Here is a 16,578-nt window from a genome sequence, read left to right on the forward strand (position 1 = left end):
GAGGGGCCAAGGCCGGGCCGAGCCCCCCGATTGCCGTCACCGGCCGCGCTGAGCCCGTGTGCTGCGGGAAGGATGCGAGGTGAGAGTTACGGGACGGCGGTTCTGGTTCAGGCCAAGGGTGCGTAATGTGACGGTAACCCCCTCACGTGATACTGGTGCCACAGCACGTTGTTCCACGTGGCTGGACAGGCCGATTGACCTGCAAGGATTGGTGACCCATGGACAAGCAGCAGGAGTTTGTGCTCCGAACGCTCGAGGAGCGCGACATCCGCTTCGTACGGCTGTGGTTCACCGACGTGCTCGGGTTCCTCAAGTCCGTGGCGGTGGCCCCCGCGGAGCTGGAGCAGGCCTTCGACGAGGGCATCGGCTTCGATGGCTCGGCCATCGAGGGATTCGCGCGGGTGTACGAATCCGACATGATTGCCAAGCCCGATCCCGGCACCTTCCAGATCCTGCCCTGGCGCGCCGAGGCCCCCGGCACCGCCCGGATGTTCTGCGACATCCTGATGCCGGACGGCTCCCCCTCCTACGCCGACCCGCGCTATGTCCTCAAGCGCATCCTGGCCAAGACCTCCGACCTCGGGTTCACCTTCTACACCCACCCCGAGATCGAGTTCTTCCTGCTCAAGGACAAGCCCGTGGACGGCCAGCGGCCGACCCCCGGTGACTCCTCCGGCTACTTCGACCACACCCCGCAGAACGTCGGCATGGACTTCCGCCGGCAGGCGATCACGATGCTGGAGTCGATGGGCATCTCGGTGGAGTTCAGCCACCACGAGGGCGCCCCCGGCCAGCAGGAGATCGACCTGCGCTACGCCGACGCGCTCTCGACCGCCGACAACATCATGACGTTCCGCCTGGTCATGAAGCAGGTCGCGCTGGAGCAGGGCGTGCAGGCCACCTTCATGCCCAAGCCGTTCTCGGAGTACCCGGGCTCCGGTATGCACACCCATCTCTCGCTCTTCGAGGGTGACCGCAACGCCTTCCACGAGTCCGGCTCGGAGTACCAACTCTCCAAGGTCGGCCGCTCGTTCATCGCCGGTCTGCTGCGGCACGCCGGGGAGATCTCCGCCGTCACCAACCAGTGGGTCAACTCCTACAAGCGCATCTGGGGCGGCGCCAACCGCACCGCGGGCGCCGGCGGCGAGGCCCCCTCCTACATCTGCTGGGGCCACAACAACCGCTCCGCGCTGATCCGGGTGCCGATGTACAAGCCCGGCAAGATGGGCTCGACCCGGGTCGAGGTCCGCTCCATCGACTCCGGCGCCAACCCCTATCTGACCTACGCCGTGCTGCTCGCGGCCGGCCTCAAGGGCATCGAGGAGGGCTACGAGCTCCCGGCCGGCGCCGATGACGACGTCTGGGCGCTGTCCGACTCCGAGCGCCGGGCGATGGGCATCGAGCCGCTGCCGCAGAACCTCGGCGAGGCCATCGAGCTGATGGAGCGCAGCGAACTGGTCGCCGAGACCCTCGGCGAGCATGTCTTCGACTTCTTCCTCCGCAACAAGAAGCAGGAGTGGGAGGAGTACCGCTCCGAGGTCACCGCCTTCGAGCTGCGCAAGATGCTGCCCGTGCTGTAATCGCAGGTCAGCGGGTCGGCGCGCGGTGCCTGGGCGATCCAGATCCTCAGGAACCGTTGGCCGGGGGGCGTACCCGTTCGGCCTCCCGGCGGTCCCGCCGCCTCATGCCCACGAGGAATGAGGCGGCGCCGACACCAGCGGTGATCAGTCCCCCGATCGCGGTGATGAGCTCAGGCCCTCCCGCCCCTGACGCGGGTGCTTGAACGAACTGGGTGACCGTCACGGTGGGGGTGGGGGATCGCGTTGAGGACGGGCTGTCGCTCCAGGGGGGTGATGGGGTGCCATGGTCCCTGGGTGTGCCACCAGGGGACTCGGAGGTGGTGGGGTGCGCAGACACCGACGGTGGCCTGCTCGCACGGTGCGAGGTGGAGGTGGCCTCCTCCCCCTCCCCCTCCCCGTTGCCGGTCAGAAAGCTGAAGACAGCCGTGGCGAGCAGAGCCACGGCTACGCCCATGAGGGCGGCACCGGACCAGATCAGGGGCCGTCGCCTCATCGGACCGCGCCTTCGGCTGTCCTTCTGCGGCCACTCCTGTGCTCCGTCACTCCACCAGGTTGCCGCAGGGATACGGACGGTGCGAGGCGACTGTCACGTTCGTGGACCATCGGTGGACAAGCAGCCACCCCGCAGCTGCCCACCGAGGCCTGACCAGCGACAACCGCCCGACTGCTGGTCAGAGGGCATCCCGGTAGAGTCTTGGGAGGTGAGCAAAGGGCGTGCATCAATCCCTGCGCAACAAGAAGAAGGAGTGGGAGGAGTACCGCTCCGAGGTCACGGCTTTCGAGCTGCGCACGATGCTGCCCGTGCTCTGAGCCACCGCGCCACCGAGAGGCTGCACCATGGCACTTCCCGCTCCGCAGGGACGGCGGAGCAGCACCTTCACCCGGCTGCTGAGGCACGGTTTCACCGACCCCTCGGCGGCCGGGGAGCTGCTCGATTCCCCTTCGTTCGCGTCCGTACGCGATGACTCGGTGCTGCTGGAGGCACTGGGCGCCACCGCGGACCCGGACCTCGCCCTGCACAGCCTGGCCCGGCTGGTCGAGGCCCAGGAACCGGACGAGCAGCAGACGCTGCTGAGCACCGTCGCCGCGGCGAAACCGCTGCGTGACCGGCTGCTGGGGGTGCTGGGCGCCTCCGAGGCGCTCGCCGACCACCTCGTCCGGCATCCGCGCGACTGGCAGTCGCTGGTCACCTACGAGTCGGTCGATCTGCACCCCACCACTCCCGAGTTCGAGCTGGCGCTCGCCGAGGGGATCTGGGGCGGACGGAACGCCGAACGGCCGCGCGCGGATGCGCTGCGCACCGCCTACCGCCGCTCCCTGCTGGGCATCGCGGCCCGTGACGTGTGCGGCACGACCGATGTCGCCGAGGCCGCCGCGGAGCTGGCGGACCTGGCCACCGCCACGGTGCGGGCCGCCCTGGAGATCAGTTACGAGGAGGCGCCGGGCGACGCCGCGGTGTGCCGGGTGGCCGTCATCGGCATGGGCAAATGCGGTGGCCGGGAGCTGAACTATGTCTCGGACGTCGATGTCATCTTCGTCGCCGAGGCCAAGGAGGGCGTGGACGAGGCCAAGGCACTGCAGGCCGCGACCCGGCTCGCCGCCCGCATGATGCGGCTCTGCTCGGACAACACAGTCGAGGGCACCATCTGGCCGGTGGACGCCAACCTGCGCCCCGAGGGCCGCAACGGCCCGCTGGTGCGCACTCTCTCCAGCCACCTCGCCTACTACCAGCGCTGGGCCAAGACCTGGGAGTTCCAGGCGCTGCTCAAGGCCCGCCCGATGGCCGGTGACCTGCAGCTGGGGCAGGAGTACGTGGACGCGCTGGCGCCGATGGTGTGGGAGGTCGCAGAGCGGGAGAACTTCGTCGCCGATGTGCGCCAGATGCGCCGCCGGGTCGTCGAGAACATCCCCGCGGCGCAGGTCGAGCGGGAGCTCAAGCTCGGCCCCGGCGGACTGCGCGATGTCGAGTTCGCCGTGCAGCTGCTGCAGCTGGTGCACGGCCGCAGCGATGCCACGCTGCGCAGCGCCACCACGCTCGACGCCCTGGCGGCGCTGGCGGCCGGCGGCTATGTCGGACGCCAGGACGCCGCGGCCCTGGACGCCGCCTACCGCTTCCTGCGCACGCTGGAGCACCGGATCCAGCTCTTCCGGATGCGCCGTACGCATCTGATGCCCGAGAACGAGGGCGAACTGCGGCGGCTGGCACGCTCGTTGGGCCTGCGCACCGAGCCGGTCGACACCCTCCGCAAGGAGTGGAGGTGGCACGCCCGCGAAGTGCGCCGGCTGCACGAGAAGCTCTTCTACCGGCCGCTGCTCGACGCCGTCGCCCATCTGGAGACCGGTGAGACCCGGCTGTCCGCCAAGGCCGCAGGCCACCGCCTCGAAGCGCTCGGCTACGCCGACCCGGTGGCCGCGCTGCGGCATCTGGAGGCGCTGGCGTCCGGTGTGACCCGTAAGGCCGCCATCCAGCGGACGCTGCTGCCGGTGCTGCTCGCATGGTTCGCGGACTCCGCCGACCCGGACGCCGGACTGCTCAACTTCCGCAAGGTGTCCGACGCGCTCGGCAAGACCCCCTGGTATCTGCGGCTGCTGCGCGACGAGGGCGCCGCCGCCGAGAACCTCGCCCGGGTGCTGTCCGCCGGCCGGCTCGCCCCCGACCTGCTGCTGCGCGCCCCCGAAGCGGTCGCCCTGCTCGGCGCCCCCGACGGGCTGCAGCCCCGCTCCCGGGCCGCGCTGGAGCAGGAGGTGCTGGCCGCGGTCGGCCGCGCGGACGGTGCGGAGGCGGCGGTCGCGGCGGCCCGCGGGGTGCGCCGCCGGGAGCTGTTCCGTACGGCCGCCGCGGATGTGATCGGCGCGTACGGCACGGAGTTCAGCCCGGCGGACAACGATCACGGCAACTCCGTCGACGCGGTCGGCTCCGCCGTCTCCGACCTCAATGCCGCCACCCTCGCCGGTGCGCTGCGCGCCGCGGTCCGCGAGCAGTGGGGCGACACCCTGCCCACCCGCTTCGCGGTGATCGGCATGGGCCGGTTCGGCGGCCACGAGCTGAACTACGGCTCGGACGCCGATGTGCTCTTCGTGCACGAACCGCGCGAGGGCGCCGACGAGCAGGAGGCCGCCAAGGCCGCGCACGCCGTCGCCAACGAGATGCGCCGGCTGCTCGAACTCCCCTCCTCCGACCCGCCGTTGCTCATCGACGCGGATCTGCGCCCGGAGGGCAGATCGGGGCCGCTGGTGCGCACGCTCGCCTCGTACGCGGCCTACTACCGGCGCTGGTCGCTGGTGTGGGAGTCGCAGGCGCTGCTGCGGGCCGAACCGGTCGCGGGCGACACCGAGCTGGGCCGGCGGTTCATCGAGCTGATCGACCCGCTGCGCTACCCCGCCGAGGGCCTGGGCGAGGACGCGGTCCGCGAGATCCGCAAGCTCAAGGCCCGTATGGAGGCCGAGCGGCTGCCCCGCGGCGCGGACCCCACCACCCACGCCAAGCTGGGGCGCGGCGGGCTGAGCGATGTCGAGTGGACAGTCCAGCTGCTGCAGATGCAGCACGGCTGGGAGTTCCCCGGCCTGCGCACCACCCGCACCCGCGAGGCGCTCGCCGCCGCACACGCCGCCGAACTGATCGGCACCGAGGACGCCCAGACCCTGGACGAGGCCTGGGTCCTCGCCGCCCGCGTACGCAACGCCGTGATGGTCGTCCGGGGCCGCCCCGGCGACACGTTCCCCGCCGACGGCCGCGAACTGGCGGCCGTGGGCCGCTACCTCGGCTACGAGGAGGGCCAGACGGGCGAGATGATCGACGACTACCGACGGGTGACCCGCAGGGCGCGGAGTGTCGTCGAGGAGGTCTTCTACGGGGCGTAGGGGCGGGGGCGCCCGCTCCGGCCGTCACCCTCGCAGCCCTTGCGCCCGCTGCCGTGAGCGGCACGATTCAGCCAACCGGTTCCAGGTCCGGGCGACGGGAACCCGGCTGCTGCGGCACGGCCCATGGCGAGAGAACGGTGGCGTGCGCCGGTGATTCCCGCGGTGGCCGGGAAGGTGAACGGCGGACATTTTTCGATTTATCGCCGGGGGTGGCGGGGCTTATTCCGCCCCTCGTCCCCTTGATCGATTTCTGATTTCATTTCGTGCGTTGACCAACTCCAACGCAAAGGAATGATGATGCGGAGTAAGCAGAGGATCCTGGCGGGGATTCTGTCGGCATCCGTCGCCTGGGCTGGATTTCTAGGAGTCTCCGCAGGGCCCGCGCAGGCTGCCACGGATTCGCATGTGCGTATGGCCTCGCCGGCGGCTCAGAAATCGGCGGTCGGAAAGTGGCACATACGCAACTCGTTCTTCGGGAAGAACGGCGAAGACGTGCCCCTGCGGCAGGGGGATCTGAAGTTCGGCTACAAGCACATTCAGGACAAGCACCCGGAAGATGACACTGCCTTGCTCGGCTGGATAGACGATACCCTCGAAGACGGGAAATACGGGGAAGATGAAGGGCAGACGGTGGTGAGGAACCGGACGGCCACGGGGAAGATGTTCCGGGTGGTGTTCACGGAGCGCGAAGACGAAGCCTCCAAGGATGGTCGACCGGTCGGCATCATTACGGCGTTCCTTGAATGACGGGATCGAGAGGAGAGGCCGTGGATCATACGCCGCGTGGCGGCATGGATGTGGAAGAGTGGCTCGCGCAATTTCAGCGATCCCTGGAACGGTCCCTGCCGAATAGCTTGGCCTCGGAAGAGGATCAGGGTTCCTTGCAGGAAATGCTTGTCGACCGGAGAGAGCAGGGTGTCTGGATCACTGCCACCTTCTCCATGGCGAGTCATCCCGGGGTGGCCTTTGAGTGGCGGCAGAACGTGGTGCCCGAGTTGAGTGCGGACTGGGACCCCACCTTCGCTTCCATGCTCTTCCGCACGCACCTCATCGAGTGGTATCACACGGAGGCCAAAAGGCGGCCCCCCACCGCTGACGGCGTCGTCCGGGACTGACCCGGTGTCCACGCGGTGCGAGCCCTGTCCGGTTCCGCGCGCACGGTACTGCCACGGCCTCATGCAGCCTCCCCTGCGCCCGCCCCTTCCCGGGGGAGGGCCGCGGGGCCGCATGAGGCCCTGGGTCACGCCGTAGCCGGCAACACCCGCGCCAGCCGATGCGGCAACGACCCGTACCAGACAGACGCACACGCGAAGCCCAATGACAGGCACAGGACGCCGCCCACCGCGTCCAGCCAGAAGTGGTTGGCGGTGGAGATGATGACCAGCAGGGTGACGGCCGGGTAGAGCAGCCCGAGGACCTTGCCCCACAGGGGCTTGGCGAGCAGGGCGATGGTGATGCCGCACCACAGCGACCAGCCGATGTGCATCGACGGCATCGCGGCGTACTGGTTGGACATCGAGGCGAGGTTGCCGGACGCCATCGAGCCCCAGGTCCCGTGGTGGACGAGGGTGTCGATGAAGCCGCCGTCCGGCATCAGCCGGGGTGGCGCCAACGGGTAGACGTAGTAGCCGATCAGGGCGATACCGGTGGTGGCGAACAGGGCCAGCCGGGCGGCGGCATAGCGGCCGGGGTGCCAGCGGTAGAGCCAGACCAGCACTCCGATCGTCACGATGAAGTGCAGTGTCGCGTAGTAGTAGTTCATCGACACGATCAGCCAGGTCACGGAGTCCACCGCGTGGTTGACGGTGCGTTCGACGGCGATGCCCAGGGAGTGCTCCGCCTGCCAGATCCAGTCGGCGTTCTTCAGTGCCTGGATCTTCTGTCCGGGCACGGCGTTGCGGATCACCGAGTAGGTCCAGTAGCTGACCGCGATGAGCAGGATCTCGAACCAGAGCCGGGGGGTGCGGGGAGAACGCAGACGGGTCCATCGTCCTTCGGTCGCCGGGTGGTCCGCGTGTTCCCCCTTGGGTGGCGGGGTGGTCGGCGGGCCGTCCAAAATCCTCGTATTCGCATCACCCATAGGCAGACAGTCTGCCAGAAACGGACGTCTCGCCGATCATCCTTCGGGCGGGTATTCGAGGCCGGGTATCGGACTTGCGGGGGATGGCCGGACCCCGTACTCACGGGTGACGGAGCCGGCCGTCTCCTTCGGATCACGCCGGCCGTCCGAGGAGAAGAAGGGGCTGTACCTCGCCGTGTATCCGGCGGCCTCGGTGGTGGGAGCGGCCTGCCTCGGACGTCCGCGACAATGTCCACCACGCCGTGTGCGACAAGGAGTTGGAAGAGCTCGACAGCAGGGGCCCCAGGTAGTCGGCCGCGACCGAGGGCCACGCATGGCTGAAGCGTCGCAGCTCGCGCCGGCGACAGCCCTACGTGGCCCGCAGCGGTTTCGGGATCCTGGCCGTCGTCCGCGGGGCCGAGGCGGTCGAGCCGCGTACCACCAGCTCGGGGTGGAAGACGAACTCGCTGTGCGGGGCCGGGGTGCCGCCGATTTCCTCCAGGAGGGCCCGTACCGCGGCCTGTCCCATGGCTGTCACCGGCTGGCGGATGGTGGTCAGCGGCGGGTCGGTGAAGGCGATGAGCGGGGAGTCGTCGAAGCCGACCACGGAGATCTCGCTCGGGACGTCGAGCCCGCGCTGCCGGGCCGCGCGGATCGCGCCGAGCGCCATCATGTCGCTGGCGCAGACGATGGCCGTGGCGCCCCGCTCGATCAGCGCGCTCGCCGCGGCCTGGCCGCCCTCCAGGGTGTAGAGGGAGTGCTGGATGTACGGCTCCGCCTCGGCCGGGCCGACCTGCAGCCGCCCCTGCATGGCGCGCACAAAGCCCTCGATCTTGCGCTGGACGGGCACGAACCGCTTGGGGCCGAGGGCCAGACCGATCCGCCGGTGGCCCAGCGCGCTGAGGTGGGTGACGGCCAGGTCGACCGCGGCCCGGTCGTCGGGGGAGACGAACGGTGCCTGCACCTTGTCGGAGAAGCCGTTGATGAGGACGAACGGGACGCCCTGGCCGCGCAGCTGCTCATAGCGCTGCATATCGGCGGAGGTGTCGGCGTGCAGCCCGGAGACGAAGATGATGCCGGCCACTCCGCGGTCCACCAGCATCTCGGTCAGCTCGTCCTCCGTGGAGCCGCCCGGCGTCTGGGTCGCCAGGACGGGCGTATAGCCCTGGCGGGTCAGCGCCTGCCCGATGACCTGGGCGAAGGCCGGGAAGATCGGGTTCTCCAGCTCCGGAGTGATCAGCCCGACCAGCCCGGCGCTGCGCTGCCGCAGCCGCACCGGGCGCTCGTAGCCCAGCACGTCGAGGGCGGCCAGCACGGACTGGCGGGTGGTGGCGGAGACACCGGGCTTCCCGTTGAGAACCCGGCTGACGGTGGCCTCGCTGACACCCGCCTGCGCTGCGATGTCGGACAGCCGGGCGGTCATGAGGGGGACTGTACCGTTCGGCTCTCAGATTGCCCACCAGGTGCAGCTGTCGCCGGGGAGCACCGCGGCGTGGCCGTTGCCGGTCACCGGGGCGCTGGCCAGCAGCAGTGCTCCGGGCGGCGGCAGTTCCACCTCGTGACCCAGCGTGTTGACGGCGCACAGCACACCGGGGCGGGTGAAGGCGAGCACCCCGTCGGGCGCGGGGGCCCAGCTCATCTCCCCGTCGCCCAGACCCGGCAGCCGGCGCCGCAGGGCGAGGGCGGTGCGGTAGAGCTCCAGGGTGGAGGCGGGGTCGCCGGTCTGGGCCTCGACGGTGAGGGCGGCCCAGTCGTCCGGCTGCGGCAGCCAGCTGCCGCCGTCGCCGAAGCCGTACGGCGGCAGCTCGCCGGACCAGGGCAGCGGCACCCGGCAGCCGTCGCGGAAACCGTCCTGGCCGCTGGTGGCGGCAGCGCCGGCGGTCCGGCCGCCGCGGAAGAAGGCCGGGTCCTGTCGGGCCTCGTCGGGCAGGTCCGTCACCTCGGGCAGGCCCAGCTCCTCGCCCTGGTAGAGGTAGGCCGAGCCGGGCAGCGCCAGCATCAGGAGGGTGGCGGCGCGGGCGCGGTCCAGGCCGCCGCCGAGGCGGGTGGTGTGCCGTACGACGTCGTGGTTGGACAGCACCCAGGTGGTGGGGGCGCCGACCGAGGTGGTGGCGGCGAGCGAGGTGTCGATGACCGAGCGCAGCGCGTCGGCCTCCCAAGGGGCGTTCAGGAACTGGAAGTTGAAGGCCTGGTGCAGTTCGTCGGGGCGGACGTAGAGGGCGAGGCGTTCGGCGGTGGGGGCCCAGGCCTCGGCGACGCCGACCACCTGCCTGCCGTGGGCGTCGCCGTAGCCGTCCAGCAGACGGCGCCAGGTGCGGTGGATGGCGTGCACCCCGTCCTGGTCGAAGAACGGCAGCACCTGGTTGCCGATGAGCTTGGCCTGCTGGCCGTGGCCGATGTCCGGCAGGCCGGCCGCCTTGATCATGCCGTGGGCGACATCGACCCGGAAGCCGTCCACCCCGAGGTCGAGCCAGAAGCGCAGGATGGCCTCGAACTCGGCGTGCACCTCCGGGTTGTCCCAGTTCAGATCGGGCTGCTCCGGGGCGAAGAGGTGCAGATACCAGTCGCCGCGCTCGGTGCGGGTCCAGGCAGGGCCGCCGAAGACCGACTCCCAGTCGTTGGGCGGGAGTTCGCCGCTCTCTCCCTTGCCGGGGCGGAAGAGGTAGCGCTGCCGGGCGAGCTCGGGGTCCCGGAACCACGGGTGCCGGTCGGAGGTGTGGTTGGGGACGATGTCGACGATCACCCGCAGGCCCAGGTCATGGGCGGTGCGGATCAGGTCGTCGGCGTCCTGGAGACTGCCGAAGAGCGGGTCGACGGCGCGGTAGTCGGCGACGTCGTAGCCGCCGTCGGCCTGCGGTGAGGCATAGAACGGGGTGAGCCAGACGGCGTCCACCCCCAGGTCCTTGAGGTGCGGCAGCCGGGCGCGGGCGCCGCGCAGATCGCCGATGCCGTCGCCGTCGCTGTCCGCGAACGAGCGCACATACACCTGGTAGATGACGGCGTCGCGCCACCACCCCGGACCTCGGCCCGTTCCGGGGGCCTGGGGGGCGGGGCTGGGGGAAGTGAGCTCCTGGGTCATCTGCCGTCCCTGTCGAGATCAAGAGGCGTCGGTGCCTTCACCGAATCAACGCTCGGGCGGGCGCGGGGTGACGGTGCCGAGGGCGCCCGGAGGGTCCCGTTCCAGCCATCTCGCTGCAATTCGTTCCCACGGTCTTGCAGAAATTTGCCGCAAGGTCTTTCGGTTTGTTTTCAGCGCTGTTACGTTCCTGACCGCCATCTGAGGCATTTCCCTAAGGAGTTCACATGCGGCGTGGCATACGGGGCATAACGGCCACCGCGCTGGTAGCGGGCCTGGCACTGGCAGCGACAGCGTGCGGCGGAGGCGACAGCGGCGACGGCGGCAACAGCGGGGGTGAACTGTCCGGAACCGTTACCTTCTGGGACACCTCCAACGACGCCGAGAAGGCGACGTACCGCAAACTTGCCGAAGGTTTCCAGAAGCAGCACCCCAAGGTCCGCGTCAAGTATGTGAACGTGCCCTTCGGCGATGCCAACGCCAAGTTCAAGAATGCGGCCGGCGGCAACTCCGGCGCCCCCGACGTGATGCGCACCGAGGTCGCCTGGGTCGCCGACTTCGCCAACCTCGGCTACCTCGCGCCGCTCGACGGCACCCCCGCCCTCGACACCACCGACGACTACCTCCCGCAGGCCGTCGGCTCCACGAAGTTCAAGGGCAAGACCTACGCCGCACCCCAGGTCATCGACACCCTCGGCCTCTTCTACAACAAGAAGCTCCTCAAGGACGCCGGCGTCGAGGTGCCCAAGACCTTCGACGAGCTGGCCAAGGCCGCCAAGAAGATCAAGGCCAAGACCGGCGCCACCGCCCTCTACCTGCGCGGCGACGACCCCTACTGGTTCCTGCCCTACCTCTACGGCGAGGGCGGCGACATGGTCAACGCCCGCGACAAGGTCGTGGAGATCGACGACGGCGCCGGCGTCAAGGCCTTCAAGACGATCAAGAACCTGGTGGACTCCAAGGCCGCGGTCACCGACGCCACCGACGGCCAGGAGAACCAGCTCAAGGCCCTCAAGGACGGCGATGTCGCGATGGCCGTCGACGGCCCCTGGGACATCGAGGGCGCCCGCGCCGGCAAGGCATTCAAGGACAAGAAGAACCTCGGCGTCGCCCCCGTCCCCGGCGGCAGCAGCGCCCAGGGCTCCCCGCAGGGCGGCTGGAACCTCTCCGTCTACGCCGGCAGCAAGAACTTGCAGGCCTCCTACGCCTTCGTGAAGTACATGAGCTCGGCCAAGGTCCAGCAGGAGACCAACGAGAAGCTCAGCCTGCTGCCCACCCGCAAGTCCGTGTACGACGTGCCGGCCGTCAAGAACAACGAGATGGTCAAGTTCTTCAAGCCCGCCGTCGACGGTGCCGTCCAGCGCCCCTGGATCGCCGAGGGCAACTCGCTCTTCGAGCCGATCAAGGTCCAGATGAACAAGGTGCTCACCGGCGCCGCCACGCCCGAGCAGGCCGCCGAGGCGACCGGCGACGCCTACCGGAAGCTGCTCAAGGACTACAAGTGACCTTCGCTGTACGGGTGCGCCGGGCGCTGGGCACCCACTGGTACGCATGGACGATGGTCGCCCCGGTGGTACTCGTCATCGGGGTGATCATCGGCTATCCGCTGGTGCGCGGCGTCTTCCTCTCGCTCACGGACGCCAATGAGGCCAACGTCGAGCGGAACATCGGCGTCAACCACCTCCCCGCCACCTACAAGTTCACCGGCCTGGACAACTACCAGGCGGTCCTCTCCGACGGCGTCTTCTGGGACCGCCTCGGCTGGACCGTCCTGTGGACCGTCGGCTGTGTCTCGCTCACCTTCCTGACCGGCCTCGCGCTGGCGAACATGCTCAACCGCACCCTGCGCGGCCGCACCTTCTACCGCCTGGCGCTGATCCTGCCGTGGGCCATCCCCGCCTTCATCTCGGTCTTCACCTGGCGGATGCTCTACAACGAGAAGAACGGCATCCTCAACAAGCTGCTGGCCGGCGGCGGTATCGACGCGGTCCCGTGGCTCAACGACCCGACTTGGGCCAAGCTCTCGGTCATCGCCGTCAACGTCTGGCTCGGCGTGCCCTTCATGCTCGTCGCGCTGCTCGGCGGACTGCAGTCCATACCGGGCGAGCTGTACGAGGCCGCGGAGATGGACGGCGCCAGTGCCTGGCAGCGCTTCCGCCACATCACCGTGCCGGGGCTGCGGTCCGTCAGCAGCACCGTCATCCTGCTCTCCACCATCTGGACCTTCAACATGTTCCCGGTGATCTTCCTGCTCACCCGGGGCGGCCCCGGCGACGCCACCGAGATCCTGGTGACCTACGCCTACCGGCTCTCCTTCATCGACAGCCCCCGCAACTTCTCCGAGTCCGCGGCCTGGGGCGTCCTGATCCTGGTCCTGCTCTCGGTCGTCGCGGTCGTCTACCGCCGGGCGCTGCGCAAGCAGGGAGAGGTGTGGTGACCATGACCCGCACGTATCCGGCCCGTCGGGCCCGTAAGCGCAACGAGCGGTCCCGGACGGCGTCCCTCGGACTGCACGCCGGCCTGGCCGTCGCGGCCGTACTGGCGGTCTTCCCGCCCCTGTGGCTGCTGGTGACGTCCTTCAAACCGAAGAACGACGCCTTCTCCACCGGTCTGGTCACCCACTTCACCTTCGCCAACTACACCCATGTACTGGCCGACACCGAGTTCCTGACCTGGTTCAAGAACTCCGTGATCATCGTCGGGCTGACCACCGTCCTCGGGGTCTTCATCGCCGCCACCACCGGCTACGCCGTCAGCCGCTTCCGCTTCCCCGGGATGCGCCCGCTGATGTGGCTGCTGCTGATCACCCAGATGTTCCCGGTCGCGGTCCTGATCGTGCCGCTCTACAACCTGCTGGCGAGCCTCGGCCTCCTCAACCAGCCCGCGGGCCTGGTCATCACGTATCTGACCATCGCCGTCCCGTTCTGCGCCTGGATGATGAAGGGCTTCTTCGACACCATCCCGGTGGAGATCGACGAAGCCGGCCGGGTCGACGGCCTCAACCCCTTCGGCACCTTCTGGCGGCTCGTCCTGCCACTGGCCCGCCCCGGCCTCGCCGTCACCGGCTTCTACACCTTCGTCACCGCCTGGGCCGAGGTCGCCTACGCCTCCGCGTTCATGACCGGCGAGGAGAACCTGACGCTCGCGGGCGGCCTGCAGACCTTCGTCAACCAGTACACCAACGACTGGGGTTCGATGACCGCAGCCGCCGTGATCATCGCCGTCCCGGCCGCCCTCGTCTTCGCCTTCGCCCAGCGCCACCTCGTAGCCGGACTGACTGCCGGCACCACCAAGGGTTGACATGACTTCACAGCACAACGTCACTCCTGACAGCGCCACTCCCGCCACCGACTGGTGGCGCGACGCGGTGATCTACCAGGTCTATCCGCGCAGCTTCGCCGACGCCAACGGTGACGGGATGGGGGACCTGGCCGGCGTCCGCAGCCGGCTGCCGTACCTGCGTGACCTGGGTGCGGACGCCGTCTGGCTCAGCCCCTTCTACGCCTCCCCGCAGGCCGACGCCGGCTACGACGTCGCCGACTACCGCGCCATCGACCCGATGTTCGGCACCCTGCCGGACGCCGAGGCCGTCATCCGCGAGGCCCATCGGCTGGATCTGCGCATCATCGTCGACCTGGTCCCCAACCACTGCTCCGACCAGCACGAATGGTTCCGCCGCGCCCTCGCCGAGGGCCCCGGCTCCACGACCCGCGAGCGCTTCCACTTCCGCAAGGGCCGCGGCGAGAACGGCGAGGAGCCGCCCAACGACTGGGAGTCCCTCTTCGGCGGCCCCGCCTGGACCCGGGTCCCCGACGGTGAGTGGTACCTCCACCTCTTCGCCCCCGAACAGCCCGACTTCAACTGGGACCACCCCGCCGTCCAGGACGAGTTCCGCTCCATCCTGCGCTTCTGGCTGGACCTGGGCGTGGACGGCTTCCGGGTGGATGTGGCCCACGGCCTGGTCAAGGCGCCCGGCCTGCCCGACATGGGCCGGGGCGAGCAGCTGAAACTGCTCGGCAACCAGGTCCTGCCGTTCTTCGACCAGGATGGCGTCCACGCCATCTACCGCTCCTGGCGCACCGTCCTCGACGAGTACTCCCCCAGCCTCCGGCCGGGGGTACCCCCAGGCGCCCGGATCGCGGTCGCCGAGGCCTGGACCCCCAGCGCCGACCGCACCGCCCTCTACCTCCGCCCCGACGAGCTCCACCAGGCCTTCAACTTCCACTACCTGAACACGGGGTGGGACGCGGAGGCCCTCCGCGAGGCGATCGACTCCTCCCTCGACGCCATGCGCCCGGTGGCCGCCCCGACGACCTGGGTGCTGTCCAACCACGACGTCGTACGCCACCGCACCCGCCTCGGCGGCGGCCCGGACCGCGCCCGCGCCGCCACCCTGCTGATGCTGGCGCTGCCCGGTTCGGCCTACCTCTACCAGGGCGAGGAGCTGGGCCTCCCCGAGGTCACCGACCTTCCCGACGAGGTCCGCCAGGACCCCTCCTTCTTCCGGGACGCCGGCCAGGAGGGCCTGCGCGACGGCTGCCGGGTGCCGCTCCCGTGGAGCGGCGACGCACCCCCGTACGGCTTCGGCGACGGCGGCAGCTGGCTGCCGCAGCCGGACGACTGGGCCGCGCTCACCGTCGAGGCCCAGACCGGCGACCCCGCCTCCACCCTGGAGCTCTACCGCACCGCCCTCACCGTGCGGCGTACCCACCCCGGCCTGGGCGCGGGCGACGCGGTCGAGTGGCTGGACGCCCCCGAGGGTGTCCTGGCCTTCCGCCGCCCCGGCGGCCTGATCTGCACGGTCAACACGACCGGGGCCCCGGCCCGCCTGCCCATCCCCGGCCGGCTTCTGCTCGCCTCCCGCCAACTGGACGCATCCGAGGGGGACTTCGAGCTGCCCGCCGACACCACCGTCTGGTGGGAGGAGTGACCCTGCCCGATCTCCATGCCACCCCCCGGCTCTCCGACATCGCCGCCCAGGCGGACGTCAGTGAGGCGACCGTCAGCCGGGTCCTGAACGGCAAGGCGGGCGTGGCGGCGAGCACCCGGCAGCGGGTGCTCGCCGCGCTCGACGTCCTCGGCTACGAACGTCCCGTACGGCTGCGCCGCCGCAGCGCCGGGCTGGTCGGGCTGGTCATCCCCGAGCTGACCAACCCGATCTTCCCCGCCTTCGCCCAGATCATCGAGCAGTCGCTGGCCGGCCACGGCTACACCCCGGTGCTGTGCACCCAGATGCCGGGCGGAGCCACCGAGGACGAACTCGTCGAGCAGTTGGAGGAGCGCGGCGTCACCGGCATCGTCTTCCTCTCCGGTCTGCACGCCGACACCCGTGCCGACCCGTCCCGTTACGCCCGACTGGTCTCGCGCGGCGTCCCGTTCGTCCTCATCAACGGCTACAACGCGCACATCGACGCGCCGTTCGTCTCACCCGACGACGGCGCGGCGGCCCGGATGGCCGTGCGCCACCTGGCCGAGCTGGGGCACGAGCGGATCGGGCTGGCCGTCGGCCCGGCCCGCTATGTACCCTCCCGCCGCAAGGCCGAGGGTTTTGTGGCGGCCCTGGAGGAGTCGTTCGGCCTGTCGAGGGGGCAGGCCGAACGGCGCGTCCAGCACACCCTGTTCAGCGTCGAGGGCGGCCATGCGGCAGCCGCCGCACTGCTCGACGACGGCTGCACCGGCGTTGTCTGTGGCAGCGACCTGATGGCGCTGGGCGTCGTCCGTGCGGCCCGCCAGCGCGGCCTGGCCGTCCCGGGCGACGTCTCGGTCGTCGGCTTCGACGACTCCCAGCTGATCGCCTTCACCGACCCACCCCTGACCACGGTGCGCCAGCCGGTGCAGTCGATGGCGACGGCGGCGGTCGGGGCGTTGATCGAGGAGATCCACGAACGCGCCCAAGGCCGCCGGACCCCGCCGCAACGCACCGAGTTCGTCTTCCGCCCGGAGCTGGTGGTACGGGGGTCCACGGGGCCGGCCGCACGCGGATAGCCGCGGCGCCGGGCAGG

13 protein-coding genes are annotated in these 16,578 nt (G+C 70.0%); 10 read left to right on the forward strand and 3 right to left on the reverse strand.

Going from position 1 to position 16,578, the window contains the following annotated elements:
• The first annotated feature begins 218 nt into the window (after positions 1–218).
• The 5 genes from glnA to SLV14N_RS28560 all read left to right on the forward strand — a co-directional run bounded on the left by glnA (position 219) and on the right by SLV14N_RS28560 (position 6,556).
• The gene (gene glnA / locus SLV14N_RS28540; RefSeq protein ID WP_018090204.1) at positions 219–1,580 is read left to right on the forward strand and encodes a type I glutamate--ammonia ligase; all 1,362 of its coding nucleotides are present in this window, start codon (positions 219–221) and stop codon (positions 1,578–1,580) included.
• Between the two features lie 714 nt (positions 1,581–2,294).
• Positions 2,295–2,390, forward strand: a complete 96-nt coding sequence (locus tag SLV14N_RS28545) for a glutamine synthetase (RefSeq protein WP_208684723.1) — start codon at positions 2,295–2,297, stop codon at positions 2,388–2,390.
• A 27-nt stretch (positions 2,391–2,417) separates the two neighbouring features.
• The gene (locus tag SLV14N_RS28550) at positions 2,418–5,441 is read left to right on the forward strand and encodes a bifunctional [glutamine synthetase] adenylyltransferase/[glutamine synthetase]-adenylyl-L-tyrosine phosphorylase (RefSeq protein ID WP_263271652.1); all 3,024 of its coding nucleotides are present in this window, start codon (positions 2,418–2,420) and stop codon (positions 5,439–5,441) included.
• A 411-nt stretch (positions 5,442–5,852) separates the two neighbouring features.
• On the forward strand, positions 5,853–6,188 hold the full coding sequence (locus SLV14N_RS28555; protein ID WP_263271653.1) for a hypothetical protein: 336 nt from the start codon (positions 5,853–5,855) through the stop codon (positions 6,186–6,188).
• A gap of 20 nt (positions 6,189–6,208) precedes the next feature.
• On the forward strand, positions 6,209–6,556 hold the full coding sequence (locus SLV14N_RS28560) for a hypothetical protein (RefSeq protein ID WP_208684729.1): 348 nt from the start codon (positions 6,209–6,211) through the stop codon (positions 6,554–6,556).
• 125 nt (positions 6,557–6,681) lie between these two features.
• Here SLV14N_RS28560 and SLV14N_RS28565 read toward each other — a convergent pair whose 3' ends face one another.
• The 3 genes from SLV14N_RS28565 to SLV14N_RS28575 all read right to left on the reverse strand — a co-directional run bounded on the left by SLV14N_RS28565 (position 6,682) and on the right by SLV14N_RS28575 (position 10,579).
• Positions 6,682–7,521: a phosphatase PAP2 family protein gene (locus SLV14N_RS28565; protein ID WP_263271654.1), complete on the reverse strand. Its 840-nt coding sequence runs from the start codon at positions 7,519–7,521 to the stop codon at positions 6,682–6,684.
• Between the two features lie 349 nt (positions 7,522–7,870).
• Entirely contained in the window at positions 7,871–8,923 is a 1,053-nt protein-coding gene (locus tag SLV14N_RS28570) for a LacI family DNA-binding transcriptional regulator (protein WP_263271655.1), read from the reverse strand.
• 24 nt (positions 8,924–8,947) lie between these two features.
• Entirely contained in the window at positions 8,948–10,579 is a 1,632-nt protein-coding gene (locus tag SLV14N_RS28575) for a glycoside hydrolase family 13 protein (RefSeq protein WP_263271656.1), read from the reverse strand.
• A 224-nt stretch (positions 10,580–10,803) separates the two neighbouring features.
• On the opposite strand from SLV14N_RS28575, the gene SLV14N_RS28580 reads away from it, so the two are divergent.
• From SLV14N_RS28580 to SLV14N_RS28600, 5 genes are read left to right on the forward strand one after another with little or no spacing between them, the layout of a single operon-like run.
• A complete protein-coding gene (locus SLV14N_RS28580) occupies positions 10,804–12,081 on the forward strand; it encodes an extracellular solute-binding protein (protein ID WP_208684737.1) in 1,278 nt (425 codons plus the stop codon).
• A complete protein-coding gene (locus tag SLV14N_RS28585; RefSeq protein ID WP_208684739.1) occupies positions 12,078–13,013 on the forward strand; it encodes a carbohydrate ABC transporter permease in 936 nt (311 codons plus the stop codon). The genes SLV14N_RS28580 and SLV14N_RS28585 overlap by 4 nt, the downstream gene beginning before the upstream one ends.
• A gap of 2 nt (positions 13,014–13,015) precedes the next feature.
• Positions 13,016–13,876, forward strand: coding sequence for a sugar ABC transporter permease (locus tag SLV14N_RS28590; RefSeq protein ID WP_208684741.1), 861 nt, complete (start codon positions 13,016–13,018; stop codon positions 13,874–13,876).
• A gap of 1 nt (position 13,877) precedes the next feature.
• The gene (locus SLV14N_RS28595; protein ID WP_263271657.1) at positions 13,878–15,506 is read left to right on the forward strand and encodes a glycoside hydrolase family 13 protein; all 1,629 of its coding nucleotides are present in this window, start codon (positions 13,878–13,880) and stop codon (positions 15,504–15,506) included.
• On the forward strand, positions 15,503–16,561 hold the full coding sequence (locus SLV14N_RS28600) for a LacI family DNA-binding transcriptional regulator (RefSeq protein WP_208684745.1): 1,059 nt from the start codon (positions 15,503–15,505) through the stop codon (positions 16,559–16,561). The genes SLV14N_RS28595 and SLV14N_RS28600 overlap by 4 nt, the downstream gene beginning before the upstream one ends.
• Positions 16,562–16,578 lie beyond the last annotated feature (17 nt).

The sequence above is a fragment of the Streptomyces sp. Je 1-4 4N24 genome, assembly GCF_026239515.1.
Lineage (GTDB): Bacteria > Actinomycetota > Actinomycetes > Streptomycetales > Streptomycetaceae > Streptomyces > Streptomyces nigrescens.